Annotated in this window: 11 protein-coding genes and 1 tRNA gene; all 12 read left to right on the forward strand. The window is 40.5% G+C overall.

What is annotated here, in order from left to right:
- Window positions 1-21: 21 nt before the first annotated feature.
- The 12 genes from QZ114_RS06585 to smc all read left to right on the forward strand — a co-directional run bounded on the left by QZ114_RS06585 (window position 22) and on the right by smc (window position 14,938).
- A complete protein-coding gene (locus tag QZ114_RS06585) occupies window positions 22-1,584 on the forward strand; it encodes a 2-isopropylmalate synthase (protein WP_295501210.1) in 1,563 nt (520 codons plus the stop codon).
- An 11-nt stretch (window positions 1,585-1,595) separates the two neighbouring features.
- Window positions 1,596-2,633, forward strand: coding sequence for a 3-isopropylmalate dehydrogenase (gene leuB / locus QZ114_RS06590; protein WP_295501213.1), 1,038 nt, complete (start codon window positions 1,596-1,598; stop codon window positions 2,631-2,633).
- Window positions 2,630-2,899, forward strand: a complete 270-nt coding sequence (locus QZ114_RS06595) for a DUF1294 domain-containing protein (RefSeq protein WP_295501216.1) — start codon at window positions 2,630-2,632, stop codon at window positions 2,897-2,899. Before leuB ends, QZ114_RS06595 begins: the two co-directional genes overlap by 4 nt.
- Before the next feature lie 3 nt (window positions 2,900-2,902).
- A complete protein-coding gene (gene leuC, locus QZ114_RS06600) occupies window positions 2,903-4,285 on the forward strand; it encodes a 3-isopropylmalate dehydratase large subunit (protein ID WP_295501219.1) in 1,383 nt (460 codons plus the stop codon).
- A gap of 9 nt (window positions 4,286-4,294) precedes the next feature.
- Window positions 4,295-4,888, forward strand: a complete 594-nt coding sequence (leuD, locus tag QZ114_RS06605) for a 3-isopropylmalate dehydratase small subunit (RefSeq protein WP_000410625.1) — start codon at window positions 4,295-4,297, stop codon at window positions 4,886-4,888.
- A 27-nt stretch (window positions 4,889-4,915) separates the two neighbouring features.
- On the forward strand, window positions 4,916-5,695 hold the full coding sequence (locus QZ114_RS06610) for an L-threonylcarbamoyladenylate synthase (protein ID WP_295501225.1): 780 nt from the start codon (window positions 4,916-4,918) through the stop codon (window positions 5,693-5,695).
- Between the two features lie 210 nt (window positions 5,696-5,905).
- Complete coding sequence (locus QZ114_RS06615) at window positions 5,906-7,891, forward strand: McrB family protein (protein WP_295501228.1); 1,986 nt, start codon at window positions 5,906-5,908, stop codon at window positions 7,889-7,891.
- Window positions 7,872-9,191 carry an McrC family protein gene (locus tag QZ114_RS06620; RefSeq protein WP_295501307.1) on the forward strand — a complete coding sequence of 440 codons (1,320 nt, stop codon included), beginning with the start codon at window positions 7,872-7,874 and terminating at the stop codon, window positions 9,189-9,191. Before QZ114_RS06615 ends, QZ114_RS06620 begins: the two co-directional genes overlap by 20 nt.
- A 173-nt stretch (window positions 9,192-9,364) precedes the next feature.
- Window positions 9,365-10,351 carry a GMP reductase gene (locus tag QZ114_RS06625; protein ID WP_295501231.1) on the forward strand — a complete coding sequence of 329 codons (987 nt, stop codon included), beginning with the start codon at window positions 9,365-9,367 and terminating at the stop codon, window positions 10,349-10,351.
- Between the two features lie 65 nt (window positions 10,352-10,416).
- Window positions 10,417-10,488 (forward strand) — tRNA-Arg (locus QZ114_RS06630).
- Between the two features lie 221 nt (window positions 10,489-10,709).
- Window positions 10,710-11,408 (forward strand): ribonuclease III, encoded by a 699-nt coding sequence (gene rnc / locus QZ114_RS06635; protein WP_295501234.1) that lies wholly within the window; start codon window positions 10,710-10,712, stop codon window positions 11,406-11,408.
- Complete coding sequence (smc, locus tag QZ114_RS06640; RefSeq protein ID WP_295501238.1) at window positions 11,399-14,938, forward strand: chromosome segregation protein SMC; 3,540 nt, start codon at window positions 11,399-11,401, stop codon at window positions 14,936-14,938. The genes rnc and smc overlap by 10 nt, the downstream gene beginning before the upstream one ends.
- The last annotated feature ends 73 nt before the right edge of the window (window positions 14,939-15,011 follow it).

Consider the following 15,011-nt stretch of genomic DNA (forward strand, 5'->3'; position numbering starts at 1 on the left):
ATTTGGAAAAGGGGAAATCGCATGAGAACAGTTGAATTTTTAGATACCAGTCTTCGAGATGGAGAGCAGACACCAGGTGTTAACTTTTCAATCAAGGAAAAAATTGCCATTGCAAGGCAGCTAGAGAAATGGGGTATTTCTGCAATCGAAGCTGGTTTTCCAGCTGCTAGTCCAGACTCATTCACAGCAGTTCAGGAGATTGCCAAGGTCTTGAAGAAAACGGCGGTGACTGGTTTGGCACGTTCTGTCAAGTCTGATATTGATGCTTGTTATGAAGCCCTCAAGGATGCCAAGTATCCACAGGTACACGTTTTTATAGCTACCAGTCCGATTCACCGCAAGTATAAGCTTAATATGAGCAGGAAAGAAATCTTGGAAGCTATTAGAGAGCATGTTTCCTATGCACGTTCTAAGTTTGAAGTGGTCGAATTCTCTCCTGAGGATGCGACCAGAACGGAGTTGGATTTCCTCTTGCAAGTTGTTCAAACAGCGGTTGATGCAGGTGCGACTTATATCAATATTCCTGATACGGTTGGATTCACCACTCCAGAGGAATATGGTAGTATCTTCAAATACTTGATTGAGAATGTTAAAACGGATCGTCAGATTATTTACTCGCCTCACTGTCACGATGACCTCGGAATGGCAGTGGCTAATAGCCTTGCTGCCGTCAAGAATGGTGCAGGACGAGTTGAAGGAACTATCAACGGTATTGGGGAGCGAGCTGGGAATGCAGCTTTGGAAGAAATTGCAGTAGCCCTTAACATTCGCCAAGATTATTACCGAGCAGAAACCACTATTGTCTTAAACGAAACGATTAATACTTCTGAAATGGTTTCTCGTTTTTCAGGTATTCCCGTTCCTAAAAACAAGGCTGTGGTTGGTGGCAATGCTTTCTCTCACGAATCTGGTATTCACCAAGATGGAGTTCTTAAAAATCCTCTTACTTATGAGATCATCACTCCTGAATTGGTCGGTGTTAAGAGTAATAGTCTACCGCTTGGAAAATTGTCCGGTCGCCATGCCTTTGTTGAAAAACTAAGAGAATTAGCACTAGACTTTACAGAAGAGGACATCCAGCCACTCTTTGCTAAATTCAAGGCACTGGCTGATAAGAAACAAGAAATCACAGATGCAGATATTCGTGCGCTGGTAGCTGGAACAATGGTTGAAAATCCAGAAGGCTTCCATTTTGATGATTTACAACTGCAAACCCATGCAGATAATGACATTGAAGCGCTCGTTAGCTTAGCCAATATGGATGGTGAGAAGGTCGAATTTAATGCGACAGGTCAAGGTTCTGTTGAGGCTATCTTTAATGCTATTGACAAGTTCTTCAATCAATCTGTTCGCTTGCTATCCTACACTATTGATGCGGTGACAGATGGAATCGATGCCCAAGCTCGGGTCTTGGTCACTGTTGAAAATAGAGATACAGAAACCATCTTTAATGCAGCAGGTCTTGATTTTGATGTGTTGAAGGCTTCGGCTATTGCCTACATCAATGCCAATACCTTTGTTCAAAAAGAGAATGCTGGTGAGATGGGACGTAGCGTTTCCTATCGTGACATGCCTAGTGTGTAAAGGAGAATGCTATGACAAAGAAAATAGTAGCTCTAGCAGGGGATGGAATCGGCCCGGAAATCATGGAGGCTGGGTTAGAGGTTCTGGAAGCTCTAGCTGAAAAAACAGGCTTTGATTATGAAATAGACAGACGACCTTTTGGAGGTGCAGGTATTGATGCAGCGGGCCATCCCTTACCTGCTGAAACCCTCAAGGCAAGTAGAGAAGCAGATGCCATTCTCCTAGCGGCTATCGGGAGTCCTCAGTATGATGGGGCAGTGGTACGGCCTGAACAAGGTTTACTGGCTCTCCGTAAGGAACTCAATCTCTATGCCAATATCCGTCCAGTAAAAATATTTGAGAGTCTCAAGCATTTGTCACCTCTCAAACCAGAACGAATTGCAGGTGTAGACTTTGTTGTGGTGCGGGAGTTGACAGGTGGGATTTACTTTGGAGATCATATTCTTGAAGAACGAAAAGCGCGTGATATCAACGACTATAGCTATGAGGAAGTAGAGCGGATTATTCGAAAGGCATTTGAAATTGCAAGAGGAAGGAGAAAAATCCTTACTAGCATCGATAAGCAAAATGTGTTGGCAACATCAAAACTCTGGCGGAAAGTGGCTGAGGGAGTCGCACAGGATTTTCCAGATGTGACCTTGGAACACCAGTTGGTGGACTCAGCTGCTATGCTCATGATTACCAATCCTGCTAAGTTTGATGTTATTGTAACGGAGAATCTTTTTGGAGATATTCTCTCTGATGAATCAAGCGTCCTATCAGGTACACTTGGGGTCATGCCATCAGCCAGTCATTCTGAAAAGGGGCCAAGTCTCTATGAGCCCATTCACGGTTCAGCACCAGATATAGCAGGTAAAGGAATTGCCAATCCCATTTCCATGATTTTATCAGTGGCCATGATGTTGAGAGGTAGCTTTGGATGTTATGAGGATGCGGAGCGTATCGAACGTGCTGTTGAGGCAAGTCTGGCAGCCGGTATATTAACGAGAGATATAGGAGGTCAGGCTTCGACCAAGGAAATGACAGAAGCCATTATTGCAAGATTATGAAGTTAGACGAAAAAATTACTCTAGTTCTCTTGATTTGGAATGTCATCATTTTCTTGATTTATGGCATTGACAAATCCCAGGCAAGGAGAAGAGCCTGGCGCATCCCAGAGAAAATCTTACTCATTTTAGCCTTTACTTGTGGTGGTTTTGGAGCTTGGTTTGCAGGAATCACTTTTCACCACAAGACTCGAAAATGGTACTTTAAAACAGTTTGGTTTCTGGGGATGGTGGCCACACTAGTAGTCTTATATGTTATTTGGAGGTAACGGATGGCAGGAAAATCGATTTTTGATAAATTATGGGACCGTCATGTCATCACAGGAGAAGAGGGGCAGCCCCAACTCATGTATGTGGACCAGCACTATATTCATGAAGTGACCAGCCCTCAAGCCTTTCAAGGTTTGCGAGACACAGGACGCAGATTGAGACGACCAGACTTGACATTTGGAACCTTTGACCACAATGTCCCGACGGTCAATATCTACGATATTCGAGATGTCATTTCCAAGGCTCAAATTGATAAGCTAGCTGAAAATGTTGAGGAGTTTGGGATTGAACATGCGGCCCACGGTTCTGAAAAACAAGGGATCGTACACATGGTTGGTCCAGAGACAGGACGGACACAACCAGGGAAGTTCATCGTCTGTGGAGATAGTCATACGGCAACCCACGGAGCTTTCGGAGCAATCGCCTTTGGAATTGGGACCAGTGAGGTAGAGCATGTCTTCGCTACTCAAACCCTCTGGCAGGTCAAACCCAAGAAAATGCTGGTAGAATTCACTGGAGTTCCTCAAAAGGGAGTCTATTCCAAGGATTTCATTTTAGCTTTGATTGCTAAATACGGCGTTGCTTGCGGCGTTGGCTATGTGGTGGAATATAGGGGTCAGGCTATTGATGCACTGAGCATGGAAGAGCGCATGACCATCTGCAATATGTCCATCGAGTTTGGATCCAAGATGGGAATCATGAACCCAGATCAGACGACTTATGACTATCTCAAGGGACGCGAATGTGTTCCAGAGGACTTTGAAGAGGCTGTGGCGGATTGGAAGACCCTTGTCAGTGATGATGATGCCGTTTACGATAAGGTTATCCGGATGGATGTCTCAGACTTGGCTCCCATGGTGACCTGGGGGACCAATCCTGCTATGGGTGTTGACTTTGACAGTAGTTTCCCAGAAATTAAGGATATGAATGATGAGCGGGCTTACAATTACATGGACTTGGCACCAGGTCAAAAGCCAGCGGATATTGAACTAGGCTATATCTTTATCGGCTCTTGTACCAATGCTCGTCTCAGCGATTTGCAACTGGCTGCGCGATTTGTTAAAGGGAAGAAAATAGCCCCTAATCTAACAGCTATCGTAGTTCCAGGATCTCGTCCTGTCAAACGAGCTGCGGAGAAATTGGGCTTGGATAAAGTTTTCCTAGATGCTGGTTTTGAGTGGAGAGACCCAGGTTGCTCAATGTGCCTAGGGATGAATCCTGATAAGGTGCCTGATGGTGTCCACTGCGCCTCAACCAGCAACCGCAACTTTGAAGACAGACAAGGCTTTGGTGCTAAGACACATCTCTGTAGTCCAGCCATGGCAGCAGCAGCGGCTATCGCAGGGCGCTTTGTAGATGTTCGGCAAATGCCAGAAGCCCAGTAAGGAGAGGATATGGAGAAATTTACAGTTTATACAGGAACGACCGTTCCTCTCATGAATGATAACATCGACACCGACCAAATCCTACCCAAGCAGTTTCTCAAGTTAATTGATAAAAAAGGCTTTGGTAAGTACCTCATGTATGCTTGGCGATATTTGGACGATAAGTATACTGAGGATCCAGACTTTGTCTTTAACCGACCTGAATACCGCAAGGCTAGTATCCTCATCTCAGGAGATAACTTTGGGGCAGGGTCTTCGAGGGAACACGCAGCTTGGGCTCTAGCGGACTATGGTTTTAAAGTCGTGATTGCAGGGTCTTTCGGTGATATTCATTACAATAATGAACTCAATAATGGCATGTTGCCCATTGTTCAGCCCAGAGAGGTTCGAGAGAAACTGGCCCAGCTACAACCAAGTGACCAGGTAACTGTGGACTTGGAACAACAAAAAATCATCTCACCAGTTGGAGAATTCACGTTTGAAATTGATAGCGAGTGGAAACACAAGCTCTTAAATGGTTTAGATGATATCGGTATTACCTTGCAGTATGAGGATTTGATTGCTGCCTATGAAAAACAACGACCAGCCTACTGGCAGGATTAGAAGAAAATTAGAAAAGGAAATAGAACTATGACAAAACACATTCAATGGAAGGGAACACTTTCACAAGAAGGCTATGACATTTTAAAAGGTGAGGGCGGTTGTATCGTTTGCCCTACTAAAGTTGGTTACATTATCATGACTAGCGACAAGGCAGGTCTTGAACGTAAGTTTGAAGCCAAAGAACGTAACCGTAACAAACCAGGTGTGGTTCTCTGCGGTAGCATGGATGAGCTTCGCGCTTTAGCACAACTCAACCCAGAAATTGAAGCCTTTTACCAAAAACATTGGGACGAAGATATTCTTCTTGGTTGTATCCTTCCTTGGAAACCAGAAGCCTTTGAAAAACTAAAAGCATACGGGGATGACCGTGAAGAACTGATGACTGACGTGCGTGGAACGAGCTGTTTTGTTATCAAATTTGGGAAAGCCGGTGAACAATTGGCTGCCAAACTTTGGGAAGAGGGCAAGATGGTCTACGCCTCATCTGCAAACCCATCTGGAAAAGGAAACCGAGGTAAGGTAGAAGGTATCGGAGAACGCATCGAAGGAGCAGTAGATCTTGTCATCGAAGCAGACGACTATGTAGCATTAATCCAATCTGACAAAACGATTGAAACGCGCTACGAGCAAGGCGTGATGGTCTCTATGGTCGATAAAGACGGCAAACTCATCCCAGAACAAGGAGGGGCACGTTCAACCTCACCAGCTCCAGTGGTTATCCGCAAAGGGCTTGACATTGATAAGATCATGATGCACCTGTCAGACACCTTTAACTCATGGGATTACAGACAGGGAGAGTATTATTAATCTTGAAAAGAAGTCTAGTGTTGAGAGGTAATAAAGTCTCTACACTAGGCTTTTTATTTAGAGTTTCTTTTCTTTTTTAATAGGATATGATATGCTAGAGGCAGAATATATTAATAGAATGTGGTTTCTGCAAAGTAAAATTTCTTACTTTGAATGAAACAAATACAATTTACGTCTAACAATAAATTTTTAATAAGCAAGGAAAACACAATGGTTTCAAAACAAACTTTCATTGACAGAATAAAAAAAGAATTCCCAGATGCAATTGAAAATCAAACAAAAAGTTATATTTCTTTTCAGGTTAAAAATAGGAAAGGGAAGTTACAAAATTTTATAGAGATTAAATTTCAAAATAAAGGAATAAAGATTGCCGTTCTCTCTAAGAGTCTTCATGATTCAGATATTTTGTTGTTTAATAAGAAGTCTGATTCATTCGGTTGGACACTTGATGCTGAGTATTTTATTGAGGATGAAAATTCATTAAATGAGATTTTACCTTTTATAAATAAATCTTATGAATTTGTAAAAAGTGGAATTAAATCAGAGTGTTATAAAGTCTTCAAAGAATTTTTGTCTAAATTTGTGAATCAAGCAAATATCTATAATTCAAAAGATATAGAAATTAAACGTTCTCAAAAATTAGATGGAGCTGAACATATTTACCCTGCTCTGACTATTGAGGGGATTCCCTACAAAGTTGAAATGCTTAACACAGGTCATTTTGGTCCAAAGAGTGGTAATGGATATATTAAATCACCTTACTTTGGTTATCGGCTGAGTGACGTGGATAACTCATGGATAAATATAAGGTGTGGTTTTCAGAGATTTAAACTCACAGAATTTAAAATAGTAAAATGGTATAGTAATAATCGAGATGAAGATTTAGATTATAAATACTTTGTCAAGGACTTAGAGTTGGAATCAACTGCTGAACCTAACGATATTTTAAAAGAGTTTTATGATAATTTCACTAGTTTTTATAGAGAATCAGAAAAGGAAGAGATAAACATGTCAGAAAATATCAACGAGTATAAGAATATCTTATTACAATCCAAAAATCTCATCCTCCGAGGTGCACCTGGTACAGGAAAAACTTATCTTGCTAAAGAAATTGCTAAAGAGTTAACGGAAGGTCATGAGGAGCAAATCGGCTTTGTACAGTTTCATCCATCTTATGATTATACGGATTTTGTAGAGGGTTTGAGACCGGTATCAAATGTGGATGGATCTATTGGATTTAAGACTCAAGACGGTATTTTTAAGAAGTTCTGTCAGAAAGCGAAAGAAGCTCAGAAAACTGGAGGACAAGATAATTTTGAAGAAACGTGGGCTAAGCTAACGGATGCTATCAATGAAAAGCAAGGACAATACTTCTTCCCTCGTAGTTCGGTTCCAGCCAGTTTAAATAGTCAAGGGAATGTGAAGTTTGATTCTCCTGTTGCTACCAAAGAAAAAGTGTATCTTTTGTACAAGGGTGAGGAGACTAAGTTAAAGTACGAAACTTATCAAAAAATCGTTTTAGATCACATGAAAGAAAGTTATGGCTTATGTGATTATGTGTCTCCAACGATTGACACAGACAAAAAATTCGTCTTTATCATTGATGAAATCAACCGTGGTGAGATTTCTAAAATTTTTGGAGAACTCTTTTTCTCTATTGACCCTGGCTATCGTGGTGAAAAGGGAAGTGTATCTACCCAATATGCCAATCTACACGAAAGTGATGACAAGTTTTATATTCCTGAGAATGTCTATATTATAGGTACCATGAATGATATTGACCGCTCAGTGGACACCTTTGATTTTGCTATGCGCCGTCGTTTCCGTTTTGTTGAAGTTACTGCTGAAAGCCAATTAGGTATGCTCGATACTGCTCTTGGTGATAGAGCTGAAGAAGCGAAAAAACGTCTAAGAAACTTGAATGTTGCTATTGAAAACGTTCAGGAATTAAACAGTCATTACCATATTGGACCAAGTTATTTCCTTAATTTGAAGGATGTAGGTTTTGACTATAAATTACTCTGGTCTGATTATCTTAAACCTCTTTTGGAAGATTATGTACGTGGTTCTTATGAAGAAGCTGAAATTCTTGAAACATTGAAGAAGGCATTTGATCTGACAAATAATGAGCAAAAAGATCAGACAGTAGCTGATGACAATGAAGGCGATGAAAACGATGATGCGGATAACCGATAATCAACACAAGATTGTTAAAGAAGAATTTGTTGAAGGATATCCTAAACTAAGCAATCTTCTTTTAGATAGAACCTTGGAAAGTCTATCCCAAGATGAACGTATTTTCATTTTTCCAAATGATTTGATGAATTCTTCTGACTTAGAAAAGGACCAAAAAATCTTTGAAACAGTTAATCAGAAAATCAAGACTGGAAATGTGATTGGTTTTCTGGGGTGTGGTCAGGAAAGATTAACCATTTCCTCTCGCTTTTCTGATGAGAGTAATGACCATTTTTTGCATTATCTCTTACAAAAGGTTCTTCATATCAATCTCACTAGTTTAGATGTTGCTTTATCGCGTGAAGAGAGGCTTTATCAACTTTTGATGTATCTCTTCCCCAAGTATCTACAAGCTGCTCTCCGAAAAGGTCTTTATAAGGAATACCATCGATTTTCTCATAACGACAGTCATGTTAAGGGAGTGATTGATGTAAGAAACCATCTCAAGAAAAATCTTCCTTTCACGGGAAATATTGCCTACACAACGAGAGAGTTCACCTATGATAATCCTCTCATGCAGCTAATCCGTCACACTATTGAATACATTAAGAATCAGAAAAGCATTGGGCAAGGGGTTCTTGATAATCTCTTGACTAGTCGTGAAAATGTAGCAGAAATCGTGTGGGTAACTCCTTCTTATAAACTAGCTGATCGTGCTAAGATTATTCGACGAAATCAATCTAAACTTTTGCGTCATGCATACTTTCACGAGTACAGAAAGTTACAAGAACTTTGTCTGATGATTCTAAACCAAGAAAAGCACGGTTTAGGCTATCAAGATCAAAAGGTCCATGGTATTCTTTTCGATGTTTCCTGGCTTTGGGAAGAGTATGTTCATACTTTGTTACCAAAAGGATTTTTACATCCTCGGAATAAAGAAAAGAAAGGAGGGATCCTAGTATTTTCTGATGGGAAACGAAAAGTATATCCAGATTTTTATGATAGAGAACGAAAGATTGTTCTAGATGCTAAATATAAAAAACTTGAAGATACTGAAAAAGGAATCAACCGTGAGGACTTATTCCAGCTGATTTCCTATTCTTATATTTTAAAAGCTGAGAAAGGTGGTCTTGTTTTTCCGAGCGAGGACAAGGTTGTTGATAATGAGATAGGGAAGCTAGCAGGTTATGGAGCTTTGTTGAAGAAATGGTCTATCCAAATTCCTCAGAAGTCTTCATCTTATCGTGAATTTTGTGAAATACTGGAAAACTCCGAAGAAATATTTAAAAGGAATATTACTAAAGAAGTGGAGAGAAAATAATCTCTCCTCTTTCTTTTGTCATCTAAATATTAAAATCCGAACAAAATGTTTTTATTTATAAAATTATTTGACAAAAACTGTACTTTGACTTATAATAAATTAAGGAAACGTCGGAAAAGGCGTAGAGATGCGCAAGCATAGGTAGGTCATTACAAAAGAAATGAGACATCGATATGTTAAATGAATTTCCAATTTTTGATTACGAAGATATCCAGTTGATCCCAAATAAATGTGTCATTAAAAGTCGTGCAGAAGCAGATACAAGAGTGACACTAGGAAATCATACTTTTAAGTTACCTGTTGTGCCAGCTAATATGCAGACGATTTTGGATGAAAATGTAGCAGAGCAACTGGCTAAAGGGGGCTACTTTTACATCATGCACCGTTTTGATGAGGCAGGACGCATTCCTTTTATTAAGCGTATGCACGATCAAGGGCTTATTGCTTCTATCTCTGTTGGTGTTAAGGACTATGAGTATGATTTCGTTAGTCAATTAAAGGCTGATGCTCCGGAATATATCACAATTGATATTGCTCACGGTCATGCGGATAGCGTGATTTCTATGATTCAGCACATCAAGAAAGAATTGCCAGATACTTTTGTCATTGCTGGAAATGTCGGGACTCCAGAAGCAGTTCGTGAGTTGGAAAATGCTGGAGCAGACGCGACTAAGGTTGGTATTGGTCCTGGTAAAGTTTGTATCACCAAGGTTAAGACAGGTTTTGGTACAGGTGGTTGGCAGTTGGCTGCACTTCGTTGGTGCGCAAAAGCCGCGCGTAAACCGATCATTGCTGATGGTGGTATTCGTACACATGGTGATATTGCTAAGTCTATCCGTTTTGGTGCCAGCATGGTTATGATTGGTTCCCTCTTTGCAGGACATATCGAAAGCCCAGGGAAAACGATTGAGGTAGATGGTGAACACTTCAAAGAATATTATGGTTCAGCTTCACAATACCAAAAAGGAGCTTATAAAAACGTCGAAGGAAAACGTATCTTACTTCCTGCTAAAGGTCATCTGCAAGACACTTTAACTGAGATGGAACAAGACCTTCAAAGTGCTATTTCCTATGCAGGTGGACGTCAGGTTGCTGACCTTAAACACGTTGATTATGTTATCGTGAAAAACTCTATCTGGAATGGGGATGCTTCCCACTAAGACGGGCTATCTCACTAGAAAAAACTTGTTATTAGAGCAAATTTTTGTTATAATGAAACGAGTTTCCACCCTTAGTGTAATGGATATCACGTAAGATTCCGGTTCTTGAGATGGGGGTTCGATTCCCTCAGGGTGGATAAAAATAGTTTTAAAAAGCCTTTAAATAGGGCTTTTTATTTTGTATTGCTCCTAAATTTCCCCCAAAATGATTTTGCTTTGGTATTATGACTGCAGTTCATAGATTTTTAGAGAAATTAGTCCCCCTCCTAGGGTTCTAGAGTTCTTCTGTTTTGGAGTGACTCAGGGGGCTTTTTTTGATATAATAAAAAGGACTGTTATCAGTTAGAAAGAGGTTGGTATGAAAGAATTACAAACAGTACTAAAAAGCCGTTTTGCAATCGAATTTTCAGACAAAAACTTACTGGAGACTGCCTTTACTCATACGAGTTATGCCAATGAGCACCGCCTCTTAAAAATTTCACACAACGAACGCTTGGAATTTTTAGGAGACGCTGTTCTGCAATTATTAATTTCAGAATATCTGTATAAAAAATATCCCAAAAAGCCTGAAGGGGATTTATCTAAACTTCGTGCCATGATTGTCCGTGAGGAGAGCTTGGCTGGTTTTGCGCGTGATTGTCAGTTTGACCAGTTTATCAAGCTGGGTAAGGGGGAAGAAAAATCTGGTGGTCGTAATCGTGATACCATTCTTGGAGATGCCTTTGAAGCCTTTCTTGGGGCTCTTCTGTTGGATAAGGATGTGGCCAAGGTCAAGGAATTTATCTATCAAGTCATGATTCCCAAAGTGGAAGCTGGTGAATTTGAGATGATTACAGACTATAAAACCCATCTACAAGAGTTACTTCAGGTCAATGGTGATGTGGCTATTCGATACCAAGTGATATCTGAAACGGGTCCTGCCCATGATAAGGTGTTTGATGTGGAAGTTCTGGTTGAGGGCAAGAGTATTGGTCAAGGGAATGGTCGCTCAAAAAAACTAGCAGAGCAAGAAGCTGCTAAAAATGCAGTTGAGAAAGGGCTGGATTCATGTATTTAAAGGAAATAGAAATTCAGGGATTCAAGTCTTTCGCTGATAAAACCAAGGTTGTGTTTGACCAAGGGGTTACAGCAGTTGTTGGACCCAATGGATCTGGAAAGTCCAATATTACAGAAAGTCTACGTTGGGCTTTGGGTGAGTCTAGTGTCAAGAGTCTCCGTGGTGGCAAGATGCCGGATGTTATCTTTGCTGGGACGGAAAGTCGTAAACCCCTCAATTATGCTTCGGTAGTAGTAACTCTGGATAATCAAGATGGATTTATCAAGGACGCAGGCCAAGAAATCAGGGTAGAACGCCATATCTATCGTAGTGGAGATAGCGAATACAAGATTGACGGCAAGAAAGTTCGTCTGCGTGATATTCATGATCTTTTCTTGGATACTGGATTGGGACGAGATTCCTTCTCTATCATTTCCCAAGGGAAGGTGGAGGAGATTTTCAACTCCAAGCCTGAAGAACGCAGAGCTATTTTTGAAGAAGCTGCTGGAGTTTTGAAATACAAGACTCGTAGAAAAGAGACTGAGAGCAAATTGCAGCAAACTCAGGATAATTTAGACCGCCTTGAAGACATTATCTACGAGTTGGATAATCAAATCAAGCCCCTTGAAAAGCAAGCTGAAAATGCTCGTAAGTTTCTAGACTTGGAAGGCCAACGTAAGGCCATTTATTTAGACGTTTTGGTTGCTCAAATCAAGGAAAATAAGGCTGAGTTAGATCTTACAGAAGAAGAGTTGGCTCAGGTCCAGGAACTCTTGACTAGTTATTACCAAAAGCGTGAAAAATTAGAAGAAGAAAATCAAACTCTTAAAAAGCAACGCCAAGATTTACAGGCTGAAATGGCTAAAGACCAGGGCAGTTTGATCGATTTGACCAGTCTAATTAGTGACTTAGATAGAAAATTAGCCCTATCGAAACTAGAGTCCGAGCAAGTAGCCCTCAATCAACAGGAAGCACAAGCCCGTTTGGCTGCTTTGGAGGATAAGAGAAATTCTCTCAGCAAAGAAAAAACTGATAAGGAAAACTCTTTAGCACTTTTAGAGGAAAATCTAATCCAAAATAATCAAAAACTCAATCGACTAGAGACTGAATTACTTGCTTTTTCAGATGATCCAGATCAGATGATTGAGCTCTTACGTGAACGCTTTGTAGCCCTTTTACAAGAAGAAGCGGATATCTCAAACCAACTGACCCGTATCGAAAACGAGTTGGAAAATAGCCGTCAGCTTTCTCAAAAACAAGCAGATCAACTAGAAAAACTCAAAGAACAACTGGCTACAGCTAAAGAGAAGGCTAGTCAGCAAAAAGAAGAGCTTGAAACTGCCAAGGAGCAAGTTCAGAAATTATTGGCCGACTATCAAGCTATTACCAAGGAGCAAGAGGAGCAGAAAACTTCCTATCAAACTCAACAAAGTCAACTTTTTGATTGTTTGGATAGTCTCAAAAACAAGCAGGCTAGAGCCCAAAGTTTGGAAAATATTCTGAGAAATCATAGTAACTTTTATTCAGGTGTTAAGAGTGTTCTCCAAGAAAAAGACCGCCTTGGTGGGATCATTGGGGCAGTCAGTGAGCACCTGACCTTTGATGTGCATTATCAAACTGCCTTAGAGATTGCCCTTGGAGCGAGTAGTCAGCATATCATCGTGGAAGATGAACATGCGGCAACTAAGGCCATTGATTTCCTTAAACGGAACAGAGCCGGTCGTGCAACCTTCCTTCCTTTGACCACGATCAAAGCGCGTATGATTTCTAGCCAGAATAAAGTTGCTATCGCTTCAAGTCTAGGATTTCTGGGCATGGCAGATGAGTTGGTAGCTTTTGACAAGAGATTAGAAGCAATTTTCAAGAACTTGCTAGCTACGACGGCTATCTTTGACTCTGTAGAACATGCGCGTGCTGCCGCTCGTCAAGTAAATTATCAAGTTCGTATGGTGGCATTGGACGGGACAGAATTACGTACAGGTGGTTCCTATGCAGGTGGGGCTAATCGCCAGAATAATAGTATTTTTATCAAGCCAGAACTGGAGCAATTACAAAAAGAAATTGCCGAAGAAGAAGCAAACTTGCGTTCAGAAGAGGCTAGTTTGAAGTCCTTGCAAGATGAGATGGCGACATTGACAGAAAGATTAGAAACCATTAAATCTCAAGGAGAGCAGGCTCGTATTCAAGAGCAAAGCTTGTACCTCGCTTATCAGCAGACCAGCCAGCAAGTTGAAGAACTGGAAACTCTTTGGAAACTTCAAGAAGAAGAATTAAATCGTCTTTCTGAAGGAGATTGGCAGGCTGATAAAGAAAAATGTCAAGAGCGTCTTGCAGCCATTGCCAGTGAAAAACAAGACCTTGAATCAGAAATTGAAGAAATCAAGTCTAACAAAAATGCCATTCAAGAACGCTATCAAAACCTGCAAGATCAAGTATCGCAAGCACGTTTACTTAAGACAGAATTGCAAGGTCAAAAGCGATATGAAATTTCTGATATTGAACGCCTAGGCAAGGAATTGGAAACTCTTGAACTCGAGCAAGAAGAAATTCAACGTCTGCTCCAAGAAAAGGTTGATAACTTAGAGAAAGTAGACACAGAGTTGCTCAATCAGCAGGTGGAGGAGGCTCAGACTCAGAAAACAAATCTGCAGCAAGGTTTGATTCGCAAGCAGTTTGAGTTGGATGATATTGAAGGTCAATTGGATGATATTGCTAGTCATTTAGACCAAGCTCGCCAGCAAAATGAAGAATGGATTCGTAAACAAACGCGGGCAGAAGCTAAAAAAGAAAAAATCAGCGAACGCTTGCGTAACTTACAATCTCAATTGACTGATCACTACCAGATTAGCTATACAGAAGCTTTAGAAAAAGCACATGAGCTAGAAAACCTTGCTCTTGCTGAACAAGAGGTTAAGGATTTAGAGAAATCAATTCGTGCTCTTGGGCCAGTTAATCTAGATGCCATTGAGCAATTCGAAGAAGTTCATAACCGATTGGAATTTTTAAATAGCCAAAGAGATGATATTTTATCAGCTAAAAATCTACTTCTGGAAACCATTATGGAGATGAATAATGAGGTTAAAGAACGCTTTAAATCAACCTTTGAAGCGATTCGAGAATCCTTTAAAGTTACCTTTAAGCAGATGTTTGGAGGTGGTCAGGCTGATTTGATTTTGACGGACGGTGACTTTCTAACAGCTGGGGTGGAGATTTCTGTCCAACCTCCAGGCAAAAAGATCCAGTCTCTCAATCTTATGAGTGGTGGTGAGAAGGCCTTATCAGCACTCGCTTTGTTGTTCTCTATTATTCGAGTAAAAACTATTCCTTTTGTTATACTGGATGAGGTGGAGGCGGCACTTGATGAAGCCAATGTCAAACGATTTGGGGATTATCTTAACCGCTTTGACAAGGATAGCCAGTTTATCGTAGTAACCCACCGTAAGGGTACCATGGCTGCAGCTGATTCTATCTATGGAGTAACCATGCAAGAATCTGGAGTTTCAAAAATTGTTTCAGTCAAGTTAAAAGATTTAGAAGAAACTAAAGATTAGTAACAAATGAATAGCATCTTTTATGAGGTGCTATTTTTTTTGAAATATTAGAATCCCCATACCTACTAGTATG

The sequence above is a fragment of the uncultured Streptococcus sp. genome (genome assembly GCF_901875575.1).
In the GTDB taxonomy this organism is placed as follows: domain Bacteria; phylum Bacillota; class Bacilli; order Lactobacillales; family Streptococcaceae; genus Streptococcus.

Coding starts and splice junctions, on each gene's coding strand:
- QZ114_RS06585 (WP_295501210.1), top strand. CDS start 22: ATGAGAACAGTTGAATTTTTAGATACCAGTCTTCGAGATGGAGAGCAG.
- QZ114_RS06625 (WP_295501231.1), top strand. CDS start 9,365: ATGTTAAATGAATTTCCAATTTTTGATTACGAAGATATCCAGTTGATC.
- leuB (WP_295501213.1), top strand. CDS start 1,596: ATGACAAAGAAAATAGTAGCTCTAGCAGGGGATGGAATCGGCCCGGAA.
- leuC (WP_295501219.1), top strand. CDS start 2,903: ATGGCAGGAAAATCGATTTTTGATAAATTATGGGACCGTCATGTCATC.
- smc (WP_295501238.1), top strand. CDS start 11,399: ATGTATTTAAAGGAAATAGAAATTCAGGGATTCAAGTCTTTCGCTGAT.
- rnc (WP_295501234.1), top strand. CDS start 10,710: ATGAAAGAATTACAAACAGTACTAAAAAGCCGTTTTGCAATCGAATTT.
- QZ114_RS06595 (WP_295501216.1), top strand. CDS start 2,630: ATGAAGTTAGACGAAAAAATTACTCTAGTTCTCTTGATTTGGAATGTC.
- leuD (WP_000410625.1), top strand. CDS start 4,295: ATGGAGAAATTTACAGTTTATACAGGAACGACCGTTCCTCTCATGAAT.
- QZ114_RS06610 (WP_295501225.1), top strand. CDS start 4,916: ATGACAAAACACATTCAATGGAAGGGAACACTTTCACAAGAAGGCTAT.
- QZ114_RS06615 (WP_295501228.1), top strand. CDS start 5,906: ATGGTTTCAAAACAAACTTTCATTGACAGAATAAAAAAAGAATTCCCA.
- QZ114_RS06620 (WP_295501307.1), top strand. CDS start 7,872: ATGATGCGGATAACCGATAATCAACACAAGATTGTTAAAGAAGAATTT.